Here is a 21067-nt window from a genome sequence, read left to right on the forward strand (position 1 = left end):
TCTGATCACCCGCATTTCTGAGCTCCGTGGGCGCGCGCATTGCCGCGCTATGCCCCGTTTCCCGTCAAGCCTGTATTCCATGTCCAACCTCACCCCAGTCATCAAATCCATCCAGGACATCATGCGCCAGGACAGTGGCGTCGACGGCGACGCCCAGCGCATCAGCCAGCTCACCTGGCTGCTGTTCCTCAAGGTGTTTGATGCACTCGAAGAAGAGCTTGAACTTACTCGTGACAGCTACCACAGCCCCATCCCCGAAGACATGCGCTGGCGCAACTGGGCGGCAGACCCCGAGGGCATGACCGGCGATGCGCTGCTCGACTTTGTGGACAACCAGCTCTTTGCCACCCTCAAGAGCCTGAGCGCCGACCCCGTGCGCAATCCGCGCGGCTACGTGGTGCGGGGCGTTTTCGAAGACGCCTACAACTACATGAAAAGCGGGCACCTTCTGCGCCAGGTAGTCAACAAGCTCAATGGCATCGATTTCAACCGCCAGGCCGAGCGCCACCAGTTCAACGACCTGTACGAAAAGATTCTCAAAGACCTGCAAAGCGCCGGCAACGCGGGTGAGTTCTACACCCCGCGCGCAGTCACTCAGTTCATGGTGGACATGGTCAACCCGCAGCTGGGCGAAGTGGTGCTCGACCCCGCCACCGGCACCGGCGGTTTTCTGGTCTGCGCCATCGAGCACCTGCGCAAGCAGGTGCACAACGCCGAGCAGGAAGCGACGCTGCAAAACAGCATTCGCGGCGTTGAGAAAAAGCAGATGCCGCACATGCTCTGCGTCACTAATCTACTGCTGCATGGCATCGAAGTGCCCAGTCAAATCCGTCACGACAACACCCTGGTGCGTCCGCTGCGTGACTACACCCAGGCCGACCGTGTGGACGTGGTGCTCACCAATCCGCCGTTCGGCGGCATCGAGGAGCCGGGCATCGAACAGGGCTATCCTGCCGACGTGCGCACCAAGGAAACCGCTGACCTGTTCCTGGTGCTGATTAAGCACATCCTAAAAGCCAACGGCCGCGCTGCCGTGGTGCTGCCCGATGGCACCCTATTTGGTGAAGGCGTGAAAAGCCGCATTAAAGAGCAACTGTTGCAAGAGTGCAACCTGCACACCATCGTGCGCCTGCCCAATGGCGTGTTTGCCCCCTACACCGGCATCAAAACTAACCTGCTGTTTTTCACAAAGGGCAAGCCCACGCAGCATGTGTGGTATTACGAGCACCTATACCCGTCGGGCGTGAAGAACTACAACAAAACCAAGCCCATTCGTATCGAAGAATTTGATGCCGAAAAAGCATGGTGGGGCAGCGAGGCCGATGGCTTTGTCACCCGCGTCGAGAACGAGCGCGCCTGGAAGGTAAGCATCGACGCCATCCGCGTCGCCAACTTCAACCTCGACCAAAAAAACCCCCACGTGGGTGAGCAGGTGAGCCACGACCCTGAGGTGCTGTTGGCCGACTACAGCCGCTTGGCAAGCGAGGCGCAGGCCCTGCGCGACCAACTGAAAAGCCTTCTCGCCCAATCTTTGTCGAAAGAAAAACCTCGAGCGCTTGAGGGATAAGCGTATGTTGCTATCAAATTTGGATTTATTGGCTACCGCTCCCTGTGGCGTGGCCCGCCTGCGCGAGCTGATTTTGACCCTGGCCGTGCGAGGCAAACTGGTGCCCCAAGACCGAACAGATGAAGCGGCCAGCGTGCTGCTGCTGAAGATTCGAGAGGAGAAGGATCGGCTGATTGCCGAGGGCAAGATCAAGCGGGACGAGCCGCTGGCTGGGATTGTCGAAGAGTGCAATTTGTTTGCACTACCGCATAGCTGGAAGTGGACAAACCTTGCCACCATTGGTGTCATCAATCCTAGGAATGAAGCACAAGACGAGACAATTGCGTCTTTCGTGCAGATGAGTGCTATTCCTGTTGCCTTCTCAATATCGCACAGCGTAGATTCTCGCCCTTGGCGAGAAATTAAGTCCGGTTTCACGCACTTTGCCGAAGGTGACGTTGGAGTCGCTAAGATTACGCCATGTTTTGAAAATGGTAAGTCCACGGTTTTTAAAAATCTCAATAATGGAATTGGCGCTGGTACAACAGAGCTACATATCGTTCGGCCACTTGGCGGAATTTCACCAAGGTACGTGTTGTTGTTCCTCAAGACGCCAGCATTTATCTCGAACGGTGAAGCCGTGATGACAGGGTCAGCAGGGCAGAAGCGGATGCCTCGTTACTATTTTGAAAGCGCGCCTTTTCCACTCCCTCCCCTTGCCGAGCAATCCCGCATCGTCACCCGTGTCGAAGAACTCATGCGCCTGTGCGATGAACTGGAGGCCAGGGGGCAGCTAGAAGCCAAGCAGCACGCTCAACTGGTTGGCACCCTGCTTGGCTCCCTCACCGCCAGTACCACGCTCCAAGAGCTGGCAGAACACTGGCAGCAGATAGCCCAGCACTTTGATCTGCTGATGGATCGCCCTCAAGCCATCGACGTGCTAGAGCAAAACTTGCTGCAACTAGCAGTGCGCGGCCTGCTAGTGCCCCAAGACCCGCAGGACGAGCCCGCCAGTACCTTGCTCCAACGCATCCGTACTGAAAAAGACCAGCTGGTTGCTGAAGGCAAGATCAAACGCGATAAACCCTTGTTGCCTATCGCTGACGGGGAGAAACCGTTTGAGTTGCCAGAGGGATGGGAGTGGGTAAGGTTTGGGAATGCTTCTATCAATCGGGACGGTGAACGCATTCCAGTCTCGTCGAGCGATCGCGAAAACCGAGCGAAGATATACGACTATTACGGTGCATCTGGCGTTATCGACAAGATCGATGGTTTTTTGTTCGATAAGACGCTGCTGTTGATTGGCGAAGATGGGGCAAACCTCATTAACCGTTCTACTCCTGTTGCGTTTCTCGCGCACGGTAAATACTGGGTCAACAATCATGCGCATGTCATCGACACGACGCATCCAGAGTTGATGACCTATTTGGCGCTATTCATCAACGCAATTTCGCTGGAGCCGTATGTCACAGGAACAGCTCAGCCCAAGATGAATCAGGCGAAGCTTAATAGCATCGTGATTGCGTTGCCGCCCCTCGCCGAACAATCTCGGATCCTCTCCCGCGTCACTGCCCTGCGCCACCTATGCACCGAACTGCGCCAGCGCCTGGCTGCTGGCCAGACCACCCAATCCCTCCTGGCCCAATCGCTGGTGGAGTCTTGCAACGCCCTGTGAAAGAGTGCCCTGTGTCGAGCTTTGAAACCAACCCCAAGGACATGAAAGACCTGCTGGTCGATATCCAAGCAGGCAAGATTCAGTTGCCCGACTTCCAGCGCGGCTGGGTGTGGGAAGACATGCGCATCCGCGAACTGCTGGTGAGCGTGGCGCAGTCCTTCCCGGTGGGCGCCGTGATGATGCTGGAGACAGGTGGCGAGGTGACGTTTGAGCAGCGCGGCGTCGAGGGCGTGGAGCCGCGCCCTAAGGCGGAGGACGCCAAGTGGTTGATCCTCGATGGCCAGCAGCGCTTGACGACGCTGACCCAAGTGCTGCAGCTCAAGACGCCGGTGCAAACGCACAATGGGCGCGGCAAGAAGATGAAGCTCTTCTACTACTGGGACATCGAAAAGGCGCTGCAACCGGGCACCGATTTGCTGGATGCCATCGTAGCGGTAGACGAGTGCCGCCAGCAGTACGGGCAGTTCCACCGGGACGTAACACTGGACCTGAGTACCCGGGAACGTGAATGCCTGGCGATGCACTTTCCGTGCAATGCCATGTTTGATGCCATGGCCTGGATGGTGGATCTGAGTAAGCTCAACCCCATCAAGATTCAGCAGTTCCTCGAATTCCAGCAGGCGGTGATTGGCCGGTTCACCGGGTACAAGGTGCCGGTGATTCAACTGCTCAAAGACACCTCGAAGGAGGCGGTGTGCACGGTCTTTGAGAAGGTCAATACGGGCGGCGTGGCGCTGAATGTGTTTGAACTGATCACGGCCACCTTTGCGGCTGAAAAATTCAACCTGCGTGACGACTGGCTGGGTAGCGTGGAACGCAACATGCAAGGCCGGCAGACGCGTCTGCACGCTCACGACCTGCTGCGCAATGTGGAGGCCAGTGATTTCATTCAAAGCATCACTTTGCTGGTGACCCGTGCCAAGCGCCACGAGCGGCTGGCCGAGCTCACAAAAGCCAATGCCGGGGTAGTGCCTGATGAGGATAAGCAACAGCTGCCGCCAGTTAGCGCTAAGCGCAAGACCATGCTGGCCCTTAGCCGCGCGGCCTATGAGTCCTGGGCCGGCAAGGTGGAGCAGGGGTATCTGCAGGTTCCTAGCTTCTTGCGTAAACAGTCCATCATGCGGCTGCGCGAGCTGCCCTACCAGACGCAACTGGTGCCCCTGGCCGCGATCCTCGCCGAGCTGGAAGACAGGGCTTGGTTGACGCCAGTGGTGTTCGACAAGCTCTCGCTCTGGTTCTGGTGTGGCGTATTGGGCGAACTGTATGGCGGCGCGGTGGAGACACGTATCGCCAAGGATGTGGAGGAGGTGCTGGACTGGGTGAATAACGACGGGCCCGTGCCTGCCACGGTGTCGGACGCGAGCTTTGATGCGCAGCGCCTGGACCGGCTCTACACCCGCAACAGCGCGGCCTACAAGGGGGTGAACGTGTTGGTACTGCGCCAGGGTGCGCAAGATTGGTACTTCAAATCCACGGTGGACAAGCTCGACAACGACGACATGATGAGCCTGGATATCCACCACATCTTCCCGGAAGATTGGTGCAAGAAGCGAGGCATAAAGCCCGCTGTCTTCAATAGCATCGTCAACAAGACCCCCATTTCCTACAAGGCCAACCGCAAGATCGGTGGCACTGCGCCGTCTGCTTACCTGGCCAAATTACAGGCAGACAAGCTTGTGGCGTTGGACACGGCTGCAATGGATGCACTGCTGGAAACCCATCAGGTTCCAGCTCAGTTCCTGCGCTCGGATGACTTCGAAGGGTTTTACGCAACCCGCAAGGCCAATCTGCTGGCGTTGATTGAGCAGGCTATGGGCAAGGCTCCGTTGTCGCATGCCGAAGCTGCCGATCACGACGATGGTGCAGCCGAGGAGGCTTTCGCCGCTGCGAAAGAAGCCTAGTCGAAGCAACGACAAAGAGCGCGTTAAATTGGCCGTAGCAAGGAGCCTCTTTGTCAGTCAATCGGTCGATTCTCTGGGGAGAATTGACCGGTTGAACTCACTGTCCGGAGTTGTCGTTCGCGGCCCGTGACGTACCACGGCTTCCGGTTGGCTGCTGACTTTGAGTGCATGCCCGGGTGCTAGCGAACGTTCGACAATTTCAAGACTGGCTACCCAAGAGCACCCGCTCTACGCGCCCCGACCGATACGCCCGAGCAAAGTCAACCGCCGTTTCACCCCTCTCAGTCTTTGCGGATACGTCGGCCCCATGCGCGAGCAGCCAGAGGATGGCATCAAGCGGTTCATCCCCAAGATCCCCTCCGCGTTGGATAGTCGAGTCGATTGAAAAATCGACTGCCATGTGAAGCGCAGTCCACCCGTCCGCATAAGCCCGCCTCACATCTGCCCCGTACTGCAGCAACAAGTCCAGGGCCTTCACGTTATTTGCACAAGCCGCTGCCATCAGAGGTGACTGGCCTTCCTCATCCATTGCGTTGGCGTCGACTCCAGCCTCAAGCAGCCGTCTCACTTCGGTGATTTGCCCATCGTCAATGGCTTTCATTAGCGCACTGATGTCATCCATGCCCAACCTCTGGTCTCGGCCGTTCTTTTGGAAGTCTGGAAGCTCAGCGAGTCTCGGCTGCTAGTCCGCAGTCCCTCCCCGCAGCTCCTCCTCAGCCCTCCCCATCACCTCAGCCGCACTACACCCCAGCGCCCGCGCAATCCTTGAACACGATAGTCGAGGTCGGCATGTGCTCGCCACGCTCCACCTGGTCCATGTACGAGCGCTCAATATCGGCGAGGTTGGCTAATGACGGCTGGCTTTTGAAGCCTGCGCTGATCGTTTGCCCCCCGGCTATGAGTTAAAGAAAACGTGGCCCAGTTCTCCCCGCGAACCAAGAATTGTGAGCCATGACTCACGCACACCCAGGTTCATTTGAGCAACGAACCTTCACCACCACTCTCCAACCCAACCTCGAAGACCTGGCCATCGACGCCGTCTTGCACCTTGGCGCCGCCCTGGACGTTCTGGACCTGCACGCCCGCCACAACATCACCGCCATCAACTGCGTCTGCCGCGACCTGCTGCGCATCTACTACGCCAAGGCCGACCAAGCGCAGTCGCTGGAGCCGCAGGACAAGGAGCTGCTGGGCCTGCTGCATGACACGGCGGTGGACCTGGGCTATGCCATCGAGGTGGTGGACCATCTGAATGGCGACGAGGCCGATGACCCCATCCTCTATGCCGTGAGCTATCTGCTCAAGGCGGCCAAGCGGTTTGCGGATGAGGGCGTTGCTGTGGCGCTTGCCGTGAAGGGGTAGGGCGCAGGGCTGCCGCCTGCGTTGCAGGGGCGGGGCTTCAAGGGCAGGGTTTGAGGTGGGCCGCCGTGGTCTGTTCGGTGAGCGGGTCTTCGGCCAGGGCCTGCAGCAGCGCGTCCAGCAGGCCGGGAAAGCGCGCGTCCAGGTCTTCGCGGCGCAGGGAGAGCAGGTTTTCGCGGCCGTCGGGGCGCTGCCAGATCACGCCGCTGTCGCGCAGCACGCGCCAGTGGTGGGTCATGGTGGATTTGGATTGGCCCTGCAAGAGCGAGCCGCAGGCGCGCTCATGGCCTGCGGCCAGCGCGCGCACCACGGCCAGGCGCAGGGGGTTGCCCAGGGCGTTGAGCAGGTTTTCCAGGCGTATCTGTTCGCGGTCGGGATGGTTGGCAAGCATGAATCGTCCAGTCGATGGGGCGCCACTGTGCCATGGAAGCAATGCCGCACGTCGCTGATGCGGCGTGGCGCGGGCAGTTATCTGGCAGACAGGGGCATGGCGTGGTGAAAACATGGATCGTTCTGCAAGAAGTTGCGGAAGATAGTACGATTGTCTTCGTACATTCCAATTGTCATCAACCCTCATTCAACCCCCGCGAGAATCCCAGCCCACGGCAGATCCACGCATCAACGCTTATCAGCACCCAGGAGTCCTTTCATGGCCCGCCACACCCCCATAGAACGCTATCGCAACATTGGTATCTCCGCGCACATCGATGCCGGCAAGACCACCACGACCGAGCGCATCCTGTTCTACACCGGGGTGAGCCACAAGCTGGGCGAGGTGCACGAGGGCGCCGCCATCATGGACTGGATGGAGCAGGAGCAGGAGCGCGGCATCACCATCACCTCGGCGGCCACGACCTGCTTCTGGAAGGGCATGGACGGCCGCTTTGACCAGCACCGCATCAACATCATCGACACCCCGGGCCACGTGGACTTCACGATTGAAGTGGAGCGCTCCATGCGCGTGCTCGACGGCGCCGTCATGGTCTATGACGCCGTGGGCGGCGTGCAGCCGCAGTCCGAGACGGTCTGGCGCCAGGCCAACAAGTACAAGGTGCCGCGCCTGGCCTTCGTCAACAAGATGGACCGCACGGGCGCGGATTTTCTGCGCGTGCGGCAGATGATGATCGACCGCCTCAAGGCCAACCCCGTGCCCATCGTGCTGCCCATTGGCGCGGAGCAGCAGTTCACCGGCGTGGTGGACCTGCTGAAGATGAAGGCCATCATCTGGGACGAGGCCACGCAGGGCATGAAGTTCGAGTACCAGGACATTCCCGCCGCCATGGTGGCAGACGCCAGGAAGTGGCGCGAGTCCATGGTGGAGGCAGCTGCCGAGGCCAGCGAAGACCTGATGAACCGCTACCTGGAAGAGGGCGACCTGCCCGAGGCCGACATCCTGCGCGGCCTGCGTCTGCGCACCATTGCGGGCGAGATCCAGCCCATGCTGTGCGGCTCGGCCTTCAAGAACAAGGGTGTGCAGCGCCTGCTGGACGCCGTGGTCGAACTCATGCCTTCCCCGCTGGAAGTGCCGCCCGTGGAAGGCCATGCGGAAGACGGCTCCATCATCGTGCGCCATGCCGATGACAGCGAGAAGTTCTCTGCCCTGGCCTTCAAGCTGATGACCGACCCCTTCGTGGGTCAGCTCACCTTTGTGCGCGTCTACTCGGGCGTGCTGAACAAGGGCGACAGCGTGCTCAACTCCGTCAAGGACAAGAAGGAGCGCATCGGCCGCATCGTGCAGATGCATGCCAATGAGCGCCTGGAGGTCGATGAAATCCACGCCGGCGACATTGCCGCCTGCGTGGGCCTGAAGGATGTGACCACGGGCGAGACCCTGTGCGACCCGTCCGCGCCCATCGTGCTGGAGAAGATGGTCTTCCCCGAGCCCGTGATCGCCCAGGCCGTGGAGCCCAAGTCCAAGGCCGACCAGGAAAAGATGGGCATTGCCCTGTCGCGCCTGGCGGCCGAAGACCCGTCGTTCCGCGTGCGCACCGATGAGGAATCGGGCCAGACCATCATTGCCGGCATGGGCGAGCTGCACCTGGAAATCATCGTGGACCGCATGAAGCGCGAGTTCAACGTGGAAGCCAACGTGGGCAAGCCCCAGGTGGCCTACCGCGAGACCATCCGCAAGAAAGTCACCGATGTGGATGGCAAGTTCGTGCGCCAGTCCGGCGGCAAGGGCCAGTACGGCCACGTTGTCTTCACGGTGGAGCCGCAGGAACCCGGCAAGGGCTTCGAGTTTGTGGACGCCATCAAGGGCGGCGTGGTGCCGCGCGAGTACATCCCTGCGGTGGAAAAGGGCGTGGTCGAGGCATTGACCAGCGGCGTGCTGGCTGGCTACCCCGTGGTGGACGTCAAGGTCACGCTGACCTTCGGCTCCTACCACGACGTGGACTCCAACGAAATGGCCTTCAAGATGGCGGCCATCTTTGGCTTCAAGGAAGCCGCCAGGAAGGCCAACCCCGTCATCCTGGAACCCATGATGGCCGTGGAAGTCGAGACGCCCGAAGACTACGCCGGCACCGTCATGGGCGACCTGTCCTCGCGTCGCGGCATGGTGCAGGGCATGGACGACATGGCCGGCGGCGGCAAGTCCATCAAGGCCGAAGTACCCCTGTCCGAAATGTTCGGCTACGCCACCTCCCTGCGCTCGCAAACGCAAGGCCGTGCCACCTACTCCATGGAGTTCAAGCACTACGCCGAAGCACCGCGCAACGTGGCCGAGGCGGTGATCAACGCACGCGCGAGGTAAAAGAGGCGGTAAACGTGCAGTGGGCAGCATGCTGCCCCTGACCGTGGCCCCCTCTCACCCCTCCCGTATGTCCACGCCTGCGTCGGGCCGCCTGCGGGGTTGCAGTCCTGCCGAAGGACAGGGCTGCCTCGTCAACTGACTCGCCGCAGTTGTTTGAACGGAGCGCGCAGCGCGCAGTGAGTTCTGCGGCGAACCCCGCAGGTGGCACGACGCAGGTTGCCCGCAGCGCAGCGAAGGGACGTGGACATTCGGGTCGTCTTTCTTTGGCCTACGTTTCTTTGACGAATCAAAGAAAGGTAGGTCGGCCGCCGGGCCGAGACCCGGCCTCGAAAAGCACCCCCCGGCAGGGTCAAAAACAAAGTACCCAAGTCCACGCCCAATGAAAAACAGCCCCTTGAAGGAGCTGTTTTAAAGAGAGAGGAGAAGCCGGAATCAAGCCTCAGGCTGCTGCTCAGACTCAGCAGTTTCAGCATCAGCGACGGGAGCCGCCTCGCCAGAATCAGACAAAGCCTGCCGCACACCAGCCTTCTCCCCAGCAGAAGCAAACTTGCTGTACTTGCCAACGATGCCGACCAGCGCACCATAAATGCGCGGATTGCCCGCCAGGCATTCCTTCTGCTCCAGGAAATCCGCCTCACCCGTGAAGTTGCCGACCAGGCCACCGGCCTCGGTCACCAGCAGGCTGCCGGCGGCCACGTCCCAGATCTGCAGGCCGCTTTCGAAGAAGCCGTCGGCAAAGCCGGCTGCCACGTAGGCCAGGTCCAGCGCGGCGGCGCCAGGGCGGCGCACGCCTGCGGTTTCCTGCATCACGTCGCCCAGCATGTTCATGTACTGCTTGAAGTTGTCGCCACGGCGGAAGGGGAAGCCGGTGGAGATCAGGCTGTCCTTGAGCTGGATGCGCTTGGACACGCGGATGCGGCGGTCATTCAGGTAGGCGCCGCGGCCGCGCGTGGCGGTGAACAGGTCGTTGCGCGAGGGGTCGTACACCACGGCATGCTCCACCTTGCCCTTGAAGGACAGGGCAATGCTCACGCAGTACACGGGGAAGCCGTGGATGAAGTTGGTGGTGCCGTCCAGCGGATCGATGATCCAGACGTAGTCGGAGTTCTTGGCGCCGAACTCGTTGCCCGATTCCTCGGCCAGGATGCCGTGGCCCGGGTAGGCGCCCAGCAAGGTTTCGATGATGGCCTGCTCGGCCGCCTTGTCCACCTCGGTCACAAAGTCGTTGACCTGCTTTTGTGCGACACGCACGGATTCCACGTCAAGAGCCGCGCGGTTGATGATGGCGCCGGCGGCGCGTGCGGCCTTGATGGCCACGTTGAGCATGGGATGCAGGTTGGTCGACATAGATTGTGAGGCGTTGGCGGAGCAGCGGCTGTGCAAGGAGAGGACGGTCCTCTCTGGCAAAAGCAGGCTGTTTGACGCGGGTAAGAACGGAAAAAGCCGCGTCCGGCGATGCGGGGCGGCGACAATAGCGCGCAATTTTACCCGCCTTGTCCGTTTTGTGCTGCGCAACCTGTCCCGTCTTGGGGGCTCTGCCGGCGCCGGCAGGCCAGCGACGCAATGAAAACCCGATTCGTACTGATAGAAACCAGCCACGCCGGCAATGTGGGCGCCGCCGCCCGCGCCCTGAAGACCATGGGCTTCGACGACCTGGTGCTGGTGCGCCCGCGCTGGCCCAACGTGCTGCGCAAGGAAGAGACCATCCAGCGGGCCAGCGGCGCGCTGGACGTGCTGGGCAATGCGCGCGTGGTCGAGACGCTGGAGGAGGCGCTGGGCGGCATCAGCCACCTGTGCGCCACGGCCATGACGCCGCGCGACTTCGGCCCGCCCACGCGCACGCCGCGCCAGCATTTCGAGCTGCTGCTCAGCGGGGCGCTGGATGTGCTGGACGCGCCGGATGAGGTCGCGCCGCCGACCGATGAACCTGCTTGCCTGCCGCGCTGCAACCAGTCGGGCGTGGCCTTCCTGTTCGGCTGCGAGCGCTTCGGCATGAGCAACGACGATGTCTACCGCAGCGATGTGGCGCTGTCGATTCCGTCCAATCCGCAGTTCGGCTCGCTGAACCTGGGAGCGGCCATCCAGGTGGTGGCCTACGAATGGCGCCAGGCGCTGGGCGGCTTTCCCGTGGTGGCACACACGCCCGCGCCGCAGCGCGCCGACGCGGCCCAGGTGGCCGGCATGCTGGGCCATTGGGAGCAGGCGCTGGCGCATATCGGCTTTCTCGATCCGGCCGCGCCCAAGAAGCTGATGCCGCGCCTCAACCAGCTTTTCAACCGCTCGCAACTGACCGCCGAGGAAATCCACATCCTGCGCGGTGTTGCGAAGGCCATGCTGCAGAGCACCCCACCGAAACGCTAGACTGAGCGGTCTTGTCAACAATAACCAGCCCCTAGATGCTTGACCGCCTGCGCTCCGATATCCAGTGCATCCTCGACCGCGACCCTGCGGCACGCAGCACCTGGGAGGTCATCACCTGTTATCCGGGTCTGCATGCGATCTGGCTGCAGCGCCCGGCGCACTGGTGCTGGAACCATGGCCTCAAGTGGCTGGGGCGCTTCATCTCGCACATCGGCCGCTGGCTCACGGGCATCGAGATCCACCCGGGCGCCGTCATCGGCGAGCGCGTCTTCATCGACCACGGCATGGGCGTCGTCATCGGCGAGACGGCCGTGGTCGGCGACGGCTGCACCATCTACCACGGCGTGACCCTGGGCGGCACCTCGCTGTACAAGGGCGCCAAGCGCCATCCCACGCTGGGCCGCGACGTGGTGGTCAGCGCGGGCGCCAAGGTGCTGGGCGGCTTCGAGGTGGGCGACGGCGCCAAGATCGGCAGCAATGCCGTGGTCATCAAGCCCGTGCCCGCAGGCGCCACGGCCGTGGGCATTCCGGCGCGCATCATTGCCAGCAAGAACGGCCACAGCGCCGATGTGACCGAGCACGACCCGGCATCGGCCAAGGCCGAGTCCATCAAGGTCCCGGCCTCTGCCGCGCCCCAGCCTTTCACGGCCTACGGCATCACCCAGGAAATGGACCCCGTGGCCCAGGCCATGCGCGGCCTGAGCGACGGCGCGGCCGCGCACGAGCAGCAGATCGCGCTGCTGTGGGAGGCCATTGCCAAGCTCTCGGCCGGCAGCAAGGTGGGCGACTGCGTGCCCTGCGAATCCGAGCGCCCGCAGGCGTTCCAGAAGGACAAGATCGACCAGATCATGGGCAAGTAGGCCTGCACAAGATCCCCAAAGATCCCCAAGATCCCCCAAGAAGACCGGAGACTCCGACCAGCATGAACGTTGAACAGGCCTTGCATGCGCGCCGCTCCGTGCGCGCCTTCCTGCCCCAGTCGCCCGATGCGGCGCTGGTGCGCACCCTGATGGAACAGTCGGCCAATGCGGCCTCGGGCGGCAACCTGCAGCCCTGGCGCGTGCTGGCGCTGACGGGCGAGCCGCTGCAGCAGCTGCTGACCGCCGTTGCCGAAGCCGAGCCCCAGGACGCCCAGCCCGGCCTGTCCTACCCGCCCAATCTCTGGGAGCCCTACCGCAGCCGGCGCTTTGCCAATGGCGAAGAGCTGTACCAGTCGCTGGGCATTCCGCGCGACGACAAGCCCGCGCGGCTGGAGCAGCTGGCGCGCAACGGCCAGTTCTTCGGCGCGCCCGTGGGCCTGATCGTGGCCGTGGACGAGCGCATGGGCCTGCCGCAATGGGTGGACCTGGGCATCTACCTGCAGTCCTTCATGCTGCTGGCCTGTGCCAATGGCCTGGCCACCTGCGCCCAGGGCTTCTGGCGCCGCTACAACGACGCCGTGACCCAGGCGCTGGCGCTGCCCGAGGGCTACCACGTGGCCTTCGGCATTGCGCTGGGCTACGAGGACAAGGATGCCCCCATCAACGGCTGGCGCGCCACGCGCGCACCGATGGCCGAATGGGGTGCGCTGCGCGGCTTCGACTGACGGCGGCGCATGGCCCCTGGGCAAACCCGCAGGCGATGGGCCGCCAACCATCCCCTATACTTGCCGCTGCTCCGGGGTGTGCTGATGCACTGAGATGCCAACCGGTCCATGCGCTGCATGGGCCAGGCGGCGAACCCGACGAACTTGATCCGGTTGATACCGGCGGAAGAAGAGCGGGACCCTGAAGCGGGGCCGAAGTCAGAGGATGGAAGTCCGCCACGGCGGATACACGCAGGGCCGCAACGGCCAGGCAGGCCACCATCCGATGCGCATCGACCCTTGCCAACCAAGGCTGCTCGTGCGCCTTGGCGTGCGTGGCAACCAGGGGCCAAGGCCATACGGCCCTGGCAGGCCCACACTGGCATAGCCCGGTGCGCGGCCTTTGGCACAGCCCAAGGAGTGTCCGGTTCCCGGAGCGTTGTTGATCGACGCTTTGAACGCAAGGAAACCGACATGAACGCTCCCGATTCCATCTTCACCCCCGCAGCCGGCGAAGCTCCCGACGCACAGCGTTTTTCCGACCTGCTGGCGCAGTCGCGCAAGCCGTTCCCGGCCTCCACCAAGAGCTATCTGCAAGGCAGCCTGCACAGCGGCCTCAACGTGCCCGTGCGCGATATCCAGCTGACCAATGGCGAGCAGGTCAGCGTCTATGACACCTCGGGCCCCTACACCGATCCGGCCGTGGCCATCGATGTGCGCAGCGGCCTGCCGGGCGTGCGCAATGCCTGGATCGAGTCGCGCGGCGACAGCGAGTACTACGCCGGCCGCCTGCGCCAGGCCCTGGACGATGGCGGCAAGCGCGGCGAGGAAGACGAGCGCGTGGCCCGCCTGCGGGCCGAGGCCGCATCGCTGCAGCGCCAGCCGCGCCGCGCCAAGAGCGGTGGCAACGTCACCCAGATGCACTACGCGCGCAAGGGCATCATCACGCCCGAGATGGAGTACGTGGCCCTGCGCGAGAACGGCCGCCGCGAATGGATGGCCGAGTACCAGCAGGACGCCGCGCGCGAGGCGCGCCTGGCCGGCAACGGCCTGGGCGCCGCCATCCCCAAGATCATCACGCCCGAGTTCGTGCGCGACGAAGTGGCGCGCGGCCGCGCCATCATCCCGGCCAACATCAACCACCCCGAGATCGAGCCCATGGCCATCGGGCGCAACTTCAAGGTCAAGATCAACGCCAACATCGGCAACTCGGCCGTCACCTCCAGCATCGAGGAAGAGGTCGAGAAGCTGGTCTGGGCCATCCGCTGGGGCGCGGACAACGTGATGGACCTGTCCACCGGCAAGAACATCCACACCACGCGCGACTGGATCATCCGCAACTCGCCCGTGCCCATCGGCACCGTGCCCATCTACCAGGCGCTGGAGAAAGTGGGCGGCATTGCCGAGGACCTGACCTGGCCCATCTTCCGCGACACCCTGATCGAGCAGGCCGAGCAGGGCGTGGACTACTTCACCATCCACGCCGGCGTGCGCCTGGCCTACATCCACCTCACGGCCCAGCGCCGCACGGGCATCGTCTCGCGCGGCGGCTCCATCATGGCCAAGTGGTGCATGGCCCACCACCGCGAGAGCTTCCTGTACGAGCACTTCGAGGACATCTGCGACATCATGAAGCAGTACGACGTCAGCTTCTCGCTGGGCGACGGCCTGCGCCCCGGCAGCGCCTCGGACGCCAATGACGAAGCCCAGTTCGCCGAACTGCAGACCCTGGGCGAGCTGACCCAGCTGGCCTGGAAGCACGACGTGCAGACCATGATCGAAGGCCCCGGCCACGTGCCCATGCACATGATCCAGGCCAACATGACCGAGCAGCTCAAGCACTGCCACGAGGCGCCGTTCTACACCCTGGGCCCGCTGACCATCGACATCGCCCCCGGCTACGACCACATCGCCAGCGCGATCGGCGCGGCCATGATCGGCTGGTTCGGCACCGCCATGCTGTGCTACGTCACGCCCAAGGAACACCTGGGCCTGCCCGACCGCGACGACGTCAAGCAGGGCATCATCGCGTACAAGATCGCCGCCCACGCCGCCGACGTCGCCAAGGGCCACCCCGGCGCCCGCGCCCGGGACGACGCGCTGAGCCAGGCCCGCTTCGACTTCCGCTGGCAGGACCAGTTCAACCTGGGCCTGGACCCCGACACCGCCCAGGCCTACCACGACGAAACCCTGCCCAAGGACAGCGCCAAGGTGGCGCACTTCTGCTCCATGTGCGGCCCCAAGTTCTGCTCCATGAAGATCACCCAGGAAGTGCGCGAATTCGCCGCTGCCAAGGGCGTGGCCGAGCAGGAAGGCATTGCCGCCGGAATGCAGGCCAAGGCCGAGGAATTCAATCGCGCAGGCGGGGAGTTCTATATCCCCATCGTGGCGGCCAGCAGCGATACGACGGCGCGTTGACCCCAGCCGGCAGGCTGCGCGCGGCTCACTGGCCGTCGCGCGGCTGCCGGTTCAACGACAACTCCTGTGCCGCCTGCAACAGGCATTCGCGCGCTCCATCCAGCGAAGGGCCCGCATGTCCATCGATGCGGCGGATATAGGGAGATGTCAGCACGGCCAGGGCCTGACCGTCAGGTCCCAGGATGGGGCAGGAGATGTCCACCACACCATAGGACTGCAGGCTTTCGCTCTGCCTGTAGCCCGTGCCGCGTATCTGTTCCAGCATGTCGTGCAGTTGTGCCTCGGGCAGTGGCACCTCGCCTTCCAAAGGCGTGTGCTCGGCCAGCATCTGCGAGCGGCGTTCGGGTGTCTGGCAGGCCAGCAGCACATGGCCTGACCCGGTGTCCAGCAGCCCGACGCGTGCGCCCAGCCTGATTGACAGGCCCCAGTTCCCGGGGCCGGGGACCTGGGCCACGATCAGGACATTGCCACGGTCGTAGAGGCCCAGGTGGCAGGACTGCTCGGCCTGCCGCGCATAGGCATCCATGACGGGCAGCGCCTGAGTCACGAGGCGGTTGACGGGTGGGTGGCGGTGCGCCAGCGCGAACATCTTGAGGCTGAGCGCATGGCGGTCACCGCCGGCCGAGCGCATCACATATTGCCGGGCCACCAGCCGCTCGAGCATGCGGTAGATCTCACTGGGGCCCCGGCCCAGTTCCTTGACGATCTCGGCCCGCGTCAGTCCATCGGGGTGCTCGGCCAGCAGCTCCAGGATGTCCAGCCCCTTGTCCAGTGCCGGCGCGCGGTAGCGCTCGCCGTCTTCTGCGTTGTCCAGTGCTTTGCTCATGCGTGCAGATCTTACGTTCGGGATAGGACAAGTCCTGTTTTTGCTGCCGACCTGCGCAAGCGGTGCGTGGGCTGGGTAAACCATAGCTGCCGAAGTGAGGTTTATTTATAAATAATTAATTCATGGATGAATGAATTGCCTCAGCGATGTGCCACGCGCCATCGGCAAAAAGGCGATCCAGCGGCACCGCCGGAGTCCCGGCACACATGAGGAGGCACTTTCCATGGCTGCACTGCACGGCGTTTTCCAGGTTCCGGCCGGATGTTCCGCAATGCTTTGCCGGCTCATGTCTGCTGTAGCCGCGCTGGCTTCAGTGGCGGCGCTGGCAGGCGCGGGGCCGGCGCTGGCGGCGGAGCCCGGCCCGGCGCAAGGCAGGATCGGGGTCAACCTGCCGCTGCTGACCTCGCCGTTCTGGCAGGCCTACAACGGCTACCTCCCGCAAATGGCCAAGGCCCTTGGGGTCGACATCCTGGCGCCGGTGAACTCCAACCAGGACCCGGCCCAGCAGATCACCGACGTGGCCAATCTGATCAACCTCGGCGCCAAGGGGTTGGTGGTGGCGCCATTGGATTCGGCGGCCATTGGTCGAGCGCTCGCCTTGGCCGAGCAGGGGAAGATTCCTGTGGTGGCGGTGGACGTGGCGCCTACCCGGGGCAAGGTGGCGATGGTGGTGCGTGCCGACAACCGCGCCTATGGCACGCGGTCCTGCCAGTACCTGGGCGCGCAGGTGAAGGCGGGCAAGGTGGTGCAGATCATGGGCGACCTGGCATCGGTCAACGGCCGTGATCGGGCCGAGGCTTTCCGCAGTTGCATGAAGGATTTCCCGGCGCTGCAGGTGCTGGAGATTCCCGCGGCCTGGAAGTCCGATGCCGCCGCCGCCGCGCTCGACGGCCTGCTGTCCGCGCATCCGGACCTGAAGGGCATCTACATGCACGCAGGCGGCGTCTATCTGGCGCCCACGCTGCAGACGCTGCGGCGCAGGGGGCTGCTGCATCCGGCCGGCGATCCGAGGCACATCGTGGTGATCAGCAACGACGGCATCGCGCAGGAGCTGGATGCCATCCGCAGGGGCGAAATCGACGCCACCATCTCGCAGCCCGCCGATCTTTACGCAAAGTACGGCCTGTACTACATCAAGGCAGCGCTGGCAGGGCAGTCGTTCAAGCCCGGGCCCACCCCGCATGGCAGCCGCATCGTGGAGGTGGCGCCCGGCATTCTGGAGGACCAGTTGCCCGCACCCGTGGTGACCCGCGAGAACGTGGACGACAAGTCGCTGTGGGCCAACCAGCCATGACGATACTCCCCGGATTCATGGCTGACAGACCGGGCACGCCGGTGATGGAGGCGCGTGGGCTCGGCTTGCGTTTCGGCTCCACGACGGCCTTGCACGATGTGAGCCTGGCGGTCATGCCGGGCGAGTCGCATGCACTGGCTGGCCGCAACGGCGCAGGCAAGTCCACCTTGGTCGCCTTGCTGACCGGCCTGCACCAGCCCGGCACGGGGAGCATCCGCTTCAACGGCCAGCCCGCGCCTGCGGTGACTGACCGCATGGCCTGGCGCCAGCATGTGGCCTGTGTCTACCAGCATTCGACCATCATCGGCGAGCTGTCGGTGGCCGAGAACCTGTTCATCAACCGGCAGCCGCTGCGCCATGGCTGGATTTCCTGGCGCGTGCTGCGGCGCGAGGCAAGGGCCTTGCTGGATGCCTGGCAGATCGATGTGCACGAGGATGCGCTGGCCCGGGACCTGACGGTGGAAGCCCGCCAACTGGTGGAGATCGCACGGGCGCTGTCGCTGGGCGCGCGCTTCATCATCCTGGACGAACCCACGGCGCAGCTTGACCACGACGAGACGCGGCGGCTGCTCAGGCGCGTGCACGATCTGCAGCAAGGCGGCGTCACGTTTCTCTTCATCTCGCACCACTTGCAGGAGATCTATGAGATTTGCCAGACGGTGACCGTGCTGCGCGATGCGCGCCATGTGGTGACGGCGCCGGTGGCGCAGCTGCCCCGGCAGGCACTGATCGAGGCCATGACCGGCGAGCGGGACAGCCTGGCCGGCGCGTCTTGCGCCGCCCACGCACCCCCGGCAGGCGGGGGCACGGGCGTTGCCCCCGTGGTGCTGGCGCTGCAGCAGGTGTGCGGCAAGGGTTTCGGGGCTGTCAGCCTGCAGGTGCGGCGTGGCGAGATCGTGGGGCTGACAGGCTCCACCAGCAGCGGGCGCACGGCCGTGGGTGAGGCGGTGGCGGGCCTGCGGCGCACCACGGCGGGCCGGATCCTGGTGTCGGGCCGCGTGCTGCCGCCCGGCGATGTAGGCGCCGCGCTGGCGCACGGCGTGGGTTGCGTGCCGCAGGACAGGCACCGCCAGGGCCTGGTGCCGGGGCAGTCCATCGCCGAGAACGCGACCATGACCATCATGGACAGGCTGGGCCGGTTCGGGTTCATCGCGCCATCGCGCAGGCAGGCCGCGGCGCTGGCGGCCATGCGCGCACTGGATGTGGCGGCCAGCGGGCCGCAGCAGGCCGTGTCCGGCCTGTCGGGCGGCAATCAGCAGAAGGTGGTGATGGCGCGCGCCCTGGCCAGCGAACCCGATGTGCTGGTGCTCATCGATCCCACTGCGGGTGTGGATGTGAAGTCCCGGCAGGCATTGCTGGCCGTGGTGGAGGAGGAGCGACGGCAGGGCCGGGCCGTGCTGCTGGCGAGCACCGAGCTGGACGACCTGCGCATCTGCGACCGCGTGCTGGTGATGTCGCATGGCCATGTGGTGGCCGAACTCGCCAGAGGCTGGGACGACGGTGAACTGATCGCCTCCATGGAAGGAGTGAGCCTGCATGCGCACTGAAGCCTTTGTCTCGCCGAACACGGCTGTGCCCGTGCCGGCCGCCGGGCGGCTCGCCCTGCACCGGCTGCGCGACTATGCACTGGTGCCTGCGCTGGCCCTGCTGTTCTTGCTGGGAGCCTTGACCAGCCCCAGCTTTCTGACACCGGCCAACCTGGTCAGCATCCTGGGGGCCTCCGCAGCCCTGGCGCTGGTGGTGCTGGCGGAGTCGCTGATCATCATCACGGGCAAGTTCGATCTGTCGGTGGAGTCCACGGTGGGCATTGCGCCGGCGGTGGGCGCCATGCTGGTGATTCCTGCAGCCTCGGGAGGCTTTGGCACGGAATGGCCGGTGGCGGCGGGGCTGCTGGCCATCGCAGCCGTGGGCGCATGCACGGGTTTTCTCAATGGCCTGTTGGTCGTCAGGCTGCGGCTCAATGCGTTCATCGTCACGCTGGCGATGCTGATCGTGCTGCGCGGCGTGCTGGTGGGCGCGACCAGGGGCGGCACCCTGTTCGACATGCCGCAGCCTTTCTTCGCCCTGGCCACGGCCACGCTGCTGGGGCTGCCGCTGTCGGTCTGGCTGGCGGCGCTGGCGTTCGGCACGGCCGCCGTGGTGCTGCGCCACCACCGGCTGGGCCGCGCGCTGTATGCGATTGGCGGCAACCCCCATGCGGCGCGCGCGGCGGGCATCAATGTGGACCGTATTACCTGGGGCGTCTTCGTGCTGGCCGGTGTGCTGGCCGCAGTGGGCGGGCTGGTGGTAACGGGCTATGTGGGCGCGATCAATGCCAACCAGGGCAGCTCGATGATTTTCACGGTGTTCGCGGCGGCCGTCATCGGCGGGATTTCGCTCGATGGCGGCAAGGGCTCCATGTCGGGTGCGCTGTGCGGCGTGCTGCTGCTGGGCGTGGTGCAGAACCTGCTGACGCTGGCCCAGGTGCCGTCGTTCTGGATACAGGCCATCTACGGCGCCATCATCCTCGGCGCCCTGATGCTGGCCCGGCTCGCAGGTGAGCAGCAGCAATAGGCGCGGCCCGCAAATCGCCCGTGCAGAACCCTTTTCAAGGGAAGGAATGGCTCCATGAGACTCGCCGGAAAACACATTCTCGTCACCGCAGCCGGGCAGGGCATAGGGCGTGCCTGCGCGCTGATGTTTGCCCGCGAGGGGGCCAGCGTGCTGGCCACCGACATCGACATGCAGGCGCTGGCAGAACTGGAGGGACGGGACGGCCTGCGTACGCGGCGGCTGGATGTGACCGATGCGCAAGACATCCTGGCACTGGCCGGGCAGGAGAGGGCCTTCGACGCACTGCTCAACTGCGCGGGCTTCGTGCACCACGGCAGCATCCTGGACTGCAGTGACGAGGACTGGGCCTTTGCGTGGCAGCTCAACGTCACCTCCATGCACCGCATCATCCGCGCCCTGCTGCCCGCCATGCTGGCCCAGGGCGGCGGCTCGATCATCAACATGTCGTCCGCGGCCTCCAGCGTGAAGGGCGTGCCCCTTCGCCATGCCTATGGCGCCACCAAGGCCGCCGTGGTCGGGCTGACCAAGGCCGTGGCGGCCGACTTCGTCACGCGGGGCATACGCTGCAACGCCATCTGCCCTGGCACGGTGGAGTCTCCGTCGCTGCAGGCGCGCATCGCAGGACAGGCCCGGCAGCAGGGCGTGCCGCTGGAGCAGGTGCGTGCGGCCTTCGTGGCGCGCCAGCCCATGGGGCGGGTAGGCCAGCCCGAGGAGATCGCCGCGCTGGCCACCTATCTCGCCAGCGATGAATCCCGCTTCGTCACCGGCACGCTGAGCGTGATCGACGGTGGCTGGTCCAACTGAACTGCACAGGACTG

General features: G+C 64.2%; 17 protein-coding genes, 1 pseudogene and 1 riboswitch. Of the genes and pseudogenes, 13 read left to right on the forward strand and 5 right to left on the reverse strand.

Annotated elements, in window-relative coordinates:
* Positions 1–79: 79 nt before the first annotated feature.
* Genes PO605_RS02040 through PO605_RS02050 form a run of 3 tightly spaced genes read left to right on the forward strand, consistent with a single transcriptional unit; the run spans position 80 to position 5122 of the window.
* Positions 80–1567: a type I restriction-modification system subunit M gene (locus PO605_RS02040; protein ID WP_272205906.1), complete on the forward strand. Its 1488-nt coding sequence runs from the start codon at positions 80–82 to the stop codon at positions 1565–1567.
* A 4-nt stretch (positions 1568–1571) separates the two neighbouring features.
* Positions 1572–3221, forward strand: a complete 1650-nt coding sequence (locus PO605_RS02045; protein WP_272205907.1) for a restriction endonuclease subunit S — start codon at positions 1572–1574, stop codon at positions 3219–3221.
* Between the two features lie 11 nt (positions 3222–3232).
* Complete coding sequence (locus PO605_RS02050) at positions 3233–5122, forward strand: DUF262 domain-containing protein (protein WP_272205908.1); 1890 nt, start codon at positions 3233–3235, stop codon at positions 5120–5122.
* Positions 5123–5321: 199 nt separating this feature from the next.
* Here PO605_RS02050 and PO605_RS02055 read toward each other — a convergent pair whose 3' ends face one another.
* On the reverse strand, positions 5322–5744 hold the full coding sequence (locus tag PO605_RS02055) for an ankyrin repeat domain-containing protein (protein WP_272205909.1): 423 nt from the start codon (positions 5742–5744) through the stop codon (positions 5322–5324).
* A 60-nt stretch (positions 5745–5804) separates the two neighbouring features.
* Positions 5805–5985 (reverse strand): annotated as a pseudogene (locus PO605_RS02060) (helix-turn-helix domain-containing protein); the annotation flags it as partial.
* Positions 5986–6073: 88 nt separating this feature from the next.
* Between PO605_RS02060 and PO605_RS02065 the strand changes: the two are divergent.
* The gene (locus PO605_RS02065) at positions 6074–6484 is read left to right on the forward strand and encodes a hypothetical protein (RefSeq protein WP_272205910.1); all 411 of its coding nucleotides are present in this window, start codon (positions 6074–6076) and stop codon (positions 6482–6484) included.
* Positions 6485–6521: 37 nt separating this feature from the next.
* Here the strand turns inward: PO605_RS02065 and PO605_RS02070 are convergent, their stop codons facing one another.
* Complete coding sequence (locus PO605_RS02070; RefSeq protein WP_047473815.1) at positions 6522–6872, reverse strand: ArsR/SmtB family transcription factor; 351 nt, start codon at positions 6870–6872, stop codon at positions 6522–6524.
* A gap of 258 nt (positions 6873–7130) precedes the next feature.
* Here PO605_RS02070 and fusA point away from each other — a divergent pair, with 258 nt between their 5' ends.
* Positions 7131–9233, forward strand: a complete 2103-nt coding sequence (gene fusA, locus PO605_RS02075) for an elongation factor G (protein ID WP_047473816.1) — start codon at positions 7131–7133, stop codon at positions 9231–9233.
* Between the two features lie 432 nt (positions 9234–9665).
* On the opposite strand, the gene PO605_RS02080 is transcribed toward fusA, so the two are convergent.
* Positions 9666–10580, reverse strand: coding sequence for an inositol monophosphatase family protein (locus tag PO605_RS02080; RefSeq protein ID WP_016449664.1), 915 nt, complete (start codon positions 10578–10580; stop codon positions 9666–9668).
* Between the two features lie 216 nt (positions 10581–10796).
* On the opposite strand from PO605_RS02080, the gene PO605_RS02085 reads away from it, so the two are divergent.
* From PO605_RS02085 to thiC, 4 genes are all read left to right on the forward strand, one after another.
* Positions 10797–11594: an RNA methyltransferase gene (locus PO605_RS02085; protein ID WP_272205913.1), complete on the forward strand. Its 798-nt coding sequence runs from the start codon at positions 10797–10799 to the stop codon at positions 11592–11594.
* A gap of 35 nt (positions 11595–11629) precedes the next feature.
* Positions 11630–12454: a serine O-acetyltransferase gene (cysE, locus tag PO605_RS02090; protein ID WP_016449662.1), complete on the forward strand. Its 825-nt coding sequence runs from the start codon at positions 11630–11632 to the stop codon at positions 12452–12454.
* A gap of 62 nt (positions 12455–12516) precedes the next feature.
* Positions 12517–13179 carry a nitroreductase gene (locus tag PO605_RS02095; protein ID WP_272205914.1) on the forward strand — a complete coding sequence of 221 codons (663 nt, stop codon included), beginning with the start codon at positions 12517–12519 and terminating at the stop codon, positions 13177–13179.
* Positions 13180–13241: 62 nt separating this feature from the next.
* Positions 13242–13367: riboswitch (TPP riboswitch) on the forward strand.
* A 265-nt stretch (positions 13368–13632) separates the two neighbouring features.
* Positions 13633–15576: a phosphomethylpyrimidine synthase ThiC gene (gene thiC, locus PO605_RS02100; RefSeq protein WP_017407427.1), complete on the forward strand. Its 1944-nt coding sequence runs from the start codon at positions 13633–13635 to the stop codon at positions 15574–15576.
* 25 nt (positions 15577–15601) lie between these two features.
* On the opposite strand, the gene PO605_RS02105 is transcribed toward thiC, so the two are convergent.
* Complete coding sequence (locus tag PO605_RS02105) at positions 15602–16402, reverse strand: IclR family transcriptional regulator (protein WP_272205916.1); 801 nt, start codon at positions 16400–16402, stop codon at positions 15602–15604.
* Between the two features lie 286 nt (positions 16403–16688).
* Here PO605_RS02105 and PO605_RS02110 point away from each other — a divergent pair, with 286 nt between their 5' ends.
* From PO605_RS02110 to PO605_RS02125, 4 genes are read left to right on the forward strand one after another with little or no spacing between them, the layout of a single operon-like run.
* Positions 16689–17696: a sugar ABC transporter substrate-binding protein gene (locus tag PO605_RS02110; RefSeq protein WP_250439165.1), complete on the forward strand. Its 1008-nt coding sequence runs from the start codon at positions 16689–16691 to the stop codon at positions 17694–17696.
* Positions 17697–17713: 17 nt separating this feature from the next.
* Positions 17714–19243 carry a sugar ABC transporter ATP-binding protein gene (locus tag PO605_RS02115; protein ID WP_272205917.1) on the forward strand — a complete coding sequence of 510 codons (1530 nt, stop codon included), beginning with the start codon at positions 17714–17716 and terminating at the stop codon, positions 19241–19243.
* A complete protein-coding gene (locus PO605_RS02120; protein WP_272205918.1) occupies positions 19233–20249 on the forward strand; it encodes an ABC transporter permease in 1017 nt (338 codons plus the stop codon). The genes PO605_RS02115 and PO605_RS02120 overlap by 11 nt, the downstream gene beginning before the upstream one ends.
* Before the next feature lie 54 nt (positions 20250–20303).
* Positions 20304–21053, forward strand: a complete 750-nt coding sequence (locus tag PO605_RS02125; RefSeq protein ID WP_272205919.1) for an SDR family oxidoreductase — start codon at positions 20304–20306, stop codon at positions 21051–21053.
* Positions 21054–21067: the final 14 nt, after the last annotated feature.

Source organism: Delftia sp. DT-2 (assembly GCF_028401915.1).
Lineage (GTDB): Bacteria > Pseudomonadota > Gammaproteobacteria > Burkholderiales > Burkholderiaceae_C > Comamonas > Comamonas tsuruhatensis.